The 6150-nt window shown below is 52.3% G+C and carries 4 protein-coding genes; 2 read left to right on the top strand and 2 right to left on the bottom strand.

Annotation, left to right across the window (positions count from 1 at the left end; genetic code table 11):
* Positions 1–841: 841 nt before the first annotated feature.
* Together M0534_RS09290 and M0534_RS09285 are read right to left on the bottom strand one after the other, a co-directional pair.
* On the bottom strand, positions 842–2080 hold the full coding sequence (locus tag M0534_RS09290) for a porin (protein WP_248568145.1): 1239 nt from the start codon (positions 2078–2080) through the stop codon (positions 842–844).
* Positions 2081–2179: 99 nt separating this feature from the next.
* Entirely contained in the window at positions 2180–3880 is a 1701-nt protein-coding gene (locus M0534_RS09285) for an alkaline phosphatase family protein (protein WP_248568144.1), read from the bottom strand.
* Positions 3881–4458: 578 nt separating this feature from the next.
* Between M0534_RS09285 and M0534_RS09280 the strand changes: the two genes are divergently transcribed.
* Entirely contained in the window at positions 4459–5148 is a 690-nt protein-coding gene (locus tag M0534_RS09280) for a response regulator (RefSeq protein WP_248568143.1), read from the top strand.
* A 3-nt stretch (positions 5149–5151) separates the two neighbouring features.
* The gene (locus M0534_RS09275; protein WP_248568142.1) at positions 5152–6087 is read left to right on the top strand and encodes a phosphate/phosphite/phosphonate ABC transporter substrate-binding protein; all 936 of its coding nucleotides are present in this window, start codon (positions 5152–5154) and stop codon (positions 6085–6087) included.
* Positions 6088–6150 lie beyond the last annotated feature (63 nt).

The following is a 6150-nucleotide window of genomic DNA, read 5'->3' as shown; positions in this document are numbered from 1 at the left end:
GCCGCTGATCACCGTGGTCGACGACACCAGGTCGTCCACTATGCGGACACCGAACGGGTCCGCGGTGACGGTTACCGGTGACAGCACCAGTTGGCCGGATCGCTCATCCTGCTGGGCTTGCGCTCCGGTTGGAATCACCATTGAGAACCCAGCCGAAACAATTATAAGAGTCGGGAGTTTCATGAGCATTACCCTCTTCGCCCGTAGCGACTCGTCCGAGCCGCGCCGCTTCAACCGCGACATGAGGAAAATGGGACCTGTCAGGCGTGAATCCGTACGCCTGCCTTTCAGGACCTCGAGATGCCTTGTCTTAAATTCGGTATGCGGGAACGATCAGAGGGCGGGTGGCCCACGAAGCGGAGGGCGCAGAGAAATTGAGTGCGATGTGACCGGGGGACCACCAAAATGACGACAATTGCAGGCTGTCCGGGTATCGAATAGCAGTGGTGAACCTCCAATGCCATTGCAGGCGCCAGCCTTGTAACCAACAATCTGGCAGACGGGGCAATCGAGTGCGTCGTTTTGAATTTCATGATCGTGAACAACGGCACCGACCGAGTAGATGCCTAAGACACAGCCGATTAAGAGCGTGACACTCAACGCTCGGAATACCGCTTTCAATCCAGAGCTGCCGTTTCCGATCATGCGAGGTGCGTTCAACCCTTGGCTCATGTCGATTGGCCCCAATGACAACTGTGAAACCGATTGCGACTCTCGAGATGCAGTCATCGAGGTTAAATCGGAACAGGCCGTAATAAAGAAGGACGAGGGAGCCACAGTTGCCTGTCCTATGTGGAATCAGAGATTCCAGAATCCGGAAAATGTGCTCCCCCGCTCTCGTTCAAAACGTGATTTGAGCCTGAAGCCGAAACTCGGTGTCCTCGTCGCGAGTGACTTTATCCTCGAACTGCCCAATGTCGGCTTGCACCTTGAGCCCGTGACCGTCGTAAAACCAATTGAGACCGACGCGCCACTCCTGGGCATCGACTCCAGGGGCGTCGAAGTTGTCTTCGTCGACCTCGCTATAGCGGGCCACAACCTGCCATTCGGGAGTAAGGAATAAACCGGCTTGCGCCATCCAGCCGAGAATTTCGGCTTTGCGGTCACCAGTCCCATTTGGGTCGGCTTCCATATAGTGTAATTCCCCATGAAGAGAGAATTGCTGGATTTGAACGCCAAAGTCCGGGTTGATTGCCCAGATATCGACGTGTCTCAGGTCGCCCCGGACGAATCCCGGTTGCGCTTGAAGGGAGAGGAGCGCGGTTTCCTCAAAGCCGCTGAGGCTGCCTCTGTCGTCGATCAGGTTCAGATCGGTCCGAGAGATTGACCCCGCCACCCCAACGCGAAACCGCATATCGTCGATCGGAGCGTCGGGATATGAGAGACGCCGTGGGTGCATCGACCCGAAAGGCTCAAAATCGAGACGGCCAACGAGCCGGTGCCTGTTGTCGAAGTTGTTTTGGTTTCGCTCCCCCTGATTAAAAACTCCAACCTCGTACGTCAGGCCCGCAGCCTCCGGAATGTTGCCGTGCGCCGTAATCCCAATTGGAAAGGCATGATCGAATGTCGTTGTAAGCGATCGGTCAACGAAACTGAGCCGTCCGGAAGATGTGTATCGCTCGTATCCGTAAGGCGTCTTAGCTTGACCAACGCGAACCTGGAACTGGTCCGTAAACCGGTAGTTCATGGCAGCCACTAGCATCGTGAAGCTATTGGCGATGTCCGGAACAATTATATAGGTCAAGTCCGGAGTGTAGACGTGGCCGCTAACAGCCGGACGCAACCGACGCAGTCGAAAGTTGCTTACATCATCGCCATCATCGGCGTCTATGTAGTCATAACGAAGCTGCGCCCGATTACCAAATGAGAAGCTGAATCGCTCATCGGGTGAGGTGATTGTGAAGCCCCCCGTCTCACTAGCGCTGACTGATGTGGCGAAGGCATTGCCAGGTAGGGTCAATGCCGCTCCGATCAACAGCGAAAAACCGAGGATAGAAACTCCCTTCGATGCCGCACCGGAATTAATGGCACCGTCCATTGCCAACCGGTTATCATTCGATTTCAAGCTAATTTTTTTCATCTTCCTGTCCCCCTGGAGTACCCCATCGGTCGGAGGATCTGACCGGGCCTGTCGCCCGGTCAGATGCGACTTGCAGGATGCCCGAACAAACGTTGATCCTTACTGCCCGTTACCACTGGGCACGAGAGACCGGTTGCCCACTGGGCGATCCCGGAGCACTTGGGAAATCGGGCCAACATCCGTCCCCGACGGAGTACCCGCACCGAGATACTGCGTAATCGTGCGTGCGATCTGGTCCACGAAGACCGTGTCGTCCACAAGTTTTCCGCGCGGAATGTCCGGACCGGCGAAGAACGCAGGAACGACATAGTCGTAGGCATATGGAGAACCGTGCATCGTCGCGAACATGTCGGGGTCGAAGTACAGGTACCCGAACTGGGACTGGATGAAGATCACGTCTCCCGAACGTTCAGGATGGAATGCGCGTTCCACACCTGGCCACGGATGCACGTTCGGAACCCAGCCTTTTTCGATATGGGACCTGGCTACTGCGAACGCGATGCCCTCCTCATCCTCACGCATGTAGTCGGCGATGATGAGTTGCGCTTCCTCGCGGTCGATATCGTGACGTTCGAGCACCTCCGGATCGAAATAAAGCATCGGGTTCCAGAAGGCAAAGATCAGATCGTCATCGATACCGTAATGATCGCGGGCGCGCTGATTCGCACCGTCCATGAAATCATCGGGACGCAGGCGAACAGCATCGACTTCCAACACGTCGGCATAGTATTCCGGCGCATCGGGACTGCCGTGATCCGAGGTCAATACGATTAACGTCCTGTCCAATCCCACGGTCTCATCGACGTGGTCGAAGAAGTCGCCAAGCATTTGATCAACGCGACGGAAGTGATCCTCGTATTCCAGACTCCGAATCCCGTAGGCATGACCTATGTAGTCAAGGTTGGACAGGCCAAGAGCAAGCACGTCGGTGGTATTACGCTGCCCCAAGTTCTCGTTGTTGATGATTTCCTTTGCGAAATCGAGGGTCAGCTCATCGCCCGCCGGGTTGAAGCGAAGCCCGGCGTAATATCGACCATCTTCGGGCGGCTCGTAGCTCTTCGGGATGCCTGGCTCCCATCCATAGATGCCGAAGCCGTGCTCATGCGCTGGATCTACACTATAGGTCTTTGCTGGATGCAGCAGGTCCCACTGTTTATCCCGATAGCGATCCGCGTGCCCGGCGGCGTTCCACTCTTGCACCCAACCAGGCGTCTCGTCCATGTAATAGCTGGACGTAAAAAATGTTCCTTCACTGGTGTCATACCAGAAGGCCGCGTCTGCATAATTACCTGCGTGCAGAATGGTGCCCCGATCTTTTATCGAAACACCCCATACTTTCGGTTCACCACCGAAGGCCATCTTTATCTCATCCGACGCGGTCGTTGCCGTAAGATTTTTCGGTGAACGCGGATCTTGATCCGAATCCAGCGATTCCACGCTGTCGTCCTCCACGCAATAAACGCGCTCACCGGTTACACGGTCCGCCCAATCGTTCCCTGGAAGGCCGTGCAAGGCTGCCGGCGCGCCAGTTCCAATAACGGCATGACCAACGGCGGTAAAGGTGGTTGCATGCTTGTACTCCGTGTTTGGGAAATACATCCCTTCGTCAATTAAGTACCTCAACCCTCCGTCAAGATGTTCGTATTGCTGCATGGGCCATTCGCCACGCACCTGATCAAGTACAATCTTGATTACAAGATCGACATTCTTATTGCCAACAGCATTCGCATTCGATAGGGCGAACGGAGCTGCCAACATTAAACCAGCAATAGCGCAAACCTTGTGCGTACGATTTTTCATTGTGAGGCCTCCTTACGTTTCTCTGTCTGACTCCGTGCCGTCGTGTATGGGCCCGTTACTGAACGCTAGCCAAGACCCTTTCTATGTCATTGATGTCAATGTTGCCTTCATTTATGAAGGACAGGGAAATTATCGACCGAAGCAGTTATTCCGTACATACGGACTAAGCGATATATCCTTAGGAGCAGAAAACACAGACTTTAGAGATATGCCTAAATACGAGGTCGGCTATATCGAAAGATATATCGGCGATGGGTTAAAAGTATTGGTGGGTATCCGTTTTTTTATCCGGGGCCACGCAGGGAATATTAATTACTGAAATCGAGCCGTTCATCGACCTGATAAACATACTCTCGATCAAAACCGTTTGATGTCAAAAGGAAAGTAAAAACAACCGCGCCGTGGCTTGACGGGTTTCCAATTGCGGTTACTCTTAAAGTGCGGAGCCAAAAGCCATCTGCACAATTACGTTATACTGTTTCATGTATAAAAATTTTTTCTCGTTTCATCGAGAAGTTTATTATTTGGGTCATTGTAATAATTAGATATCTATTAATTTTTCAAATCCGTTGCGTCCAATGCAAAAAAAGTTTCGCATACTGATTGCCGATGACCACCCGTTATATCGAGGTGCTCTCGCCTCTGTTCTCGCGGAGCTGGAATCCGAAGTAGATATACTCGAGGCAGCTGATTTTAACGACACGATGGAGTTCATCGTGCACCGTGAAACTTCTCTCGATCTTATTCTTTTGGATCTCTTCATGTCCGGGGGAGACTGGCCTACAGTCATCGAAGAGATTCGCGGGTTGAGGCCGCACACGCCTCTAGTCGTGATTTCCAGTTCCGACTCACCTCGCGATGCCGAGCGTGCCATGGCTGCAGGATGCTGCGGCTTTATCCCCAAGGCCCTCGGCAAGGACGAAATACTCAATTCGCTTCGCCTGATTTTATCTTGTGGGGTAAACGTTACGCCGCGCGTGGGGGAAGCTAAGGACAAATCCGATGGTTCCGGTGTTAGATTGGGCATCGATGGAGTTCGGGAGCGTGTTTCCCAGCTCACCCCGCGACAGAATGACGTTCTTCAGGAATTGCGCGATGGAAAATCCAACAAACTGATCGCGCGAAAACTGAATATGACAGAAGGCACGGTGAAGCTTCATGTGGCAGCAATCCTCAGGCAGACGGGGGTTGCGAATCGGACCCAGGCGGCGATTCTTGCCCACAAGCTTGAAGAAGAAAACCATCCGAACGAAAAACGGGAAGGTTGAGACATGCGTGCATTTTCAGCAGCCCCTACATTTAAAATCTGGTTTTTCTTAACGCATTGCGCGATTCTACTCCTGATATTACCTCCACACCTGATTGCGCAGGACGATTTACCTGGTGAGGAAATTCCGGTTTACAAATTCGGCGTAACTTCGTGGCAGCATGGGCAAACCGTCGACAAGATACGAGGCCTTTACAGGCCAATGCTGGAATGGCTCGGGAATGAGGTCGGTGCCGAATTTGTTATCGTCGGTTCGAGGGGGTATAGCCAGATAACGGAAATGCTTGCTAACGAGTCTATACACTTGGCCAGTATTTCGCCTACTCCGTTCATTCTTGCCCAAATACGCAACCCTGACGTCAGAATGCTTGTTACGGAACTCAGTCCATCGCTCGATGGAGATAACCACAGTCCTTTCTATGAGGGCTATCTGGTAAAGCATGCGGATCGAGATGACATTGACTCACTAGACGCCATGGAGGGATTACGCCTTGGTATGGTCAAGAAGCCGGAGTCGACAAGCGGATACATCTACCCGGCTATGTATTTCGGTGATCGTGGCATTGAATATTCGGAACACTTTGAACGGGTCTATTTTCTCGGAAGTCACCCGCGCGTTACTGACGCGATTGTCGCTGGGAGCATTGACGTGGGAGTCACCTGGGATTTCAATCTCAAACAGGCCATTAAAAAACATGGAGATAAGTTTGAAATATTCAGTGTGATAGGAACGATTCCGAATTTAGGGATCGCAACTAACAGTTCTCTCCCGCAAGAAATGGCTGATCGCATTCAGGTAGCCCTTCTAGAAATAGACCATGAATTACTAGAGGGGATACCATCCTCCGGGTTTGTGATCGGTGATGATGAATTTTACGATGAGGTGCGCCGTGCAATAGAGAACTCCATGCCCATCGGAAATATTTTTCGGAGCGAATAACGTTTTTAGGGTGCTGGTCTGTGGTTTGGCATTAAATCCTGTTATAACGTAAGAAAATAGGCG

Source organism: Methylonatrum kenyense, from assembly GCF_023195885.1.
Taxonomy (GTDB): Bacteria; Pseudomonadota; Gammaproteobacteria; order Nitrococcales; family Aquisalimonadaceae; genus Methylonatrum; species Methylonatrum kenyense.
The sequence above is the reverse complement of the archived record's forward strand: the minus strand, read 5'-3'. Positions and strand labels throughout refer to the sequence as shown.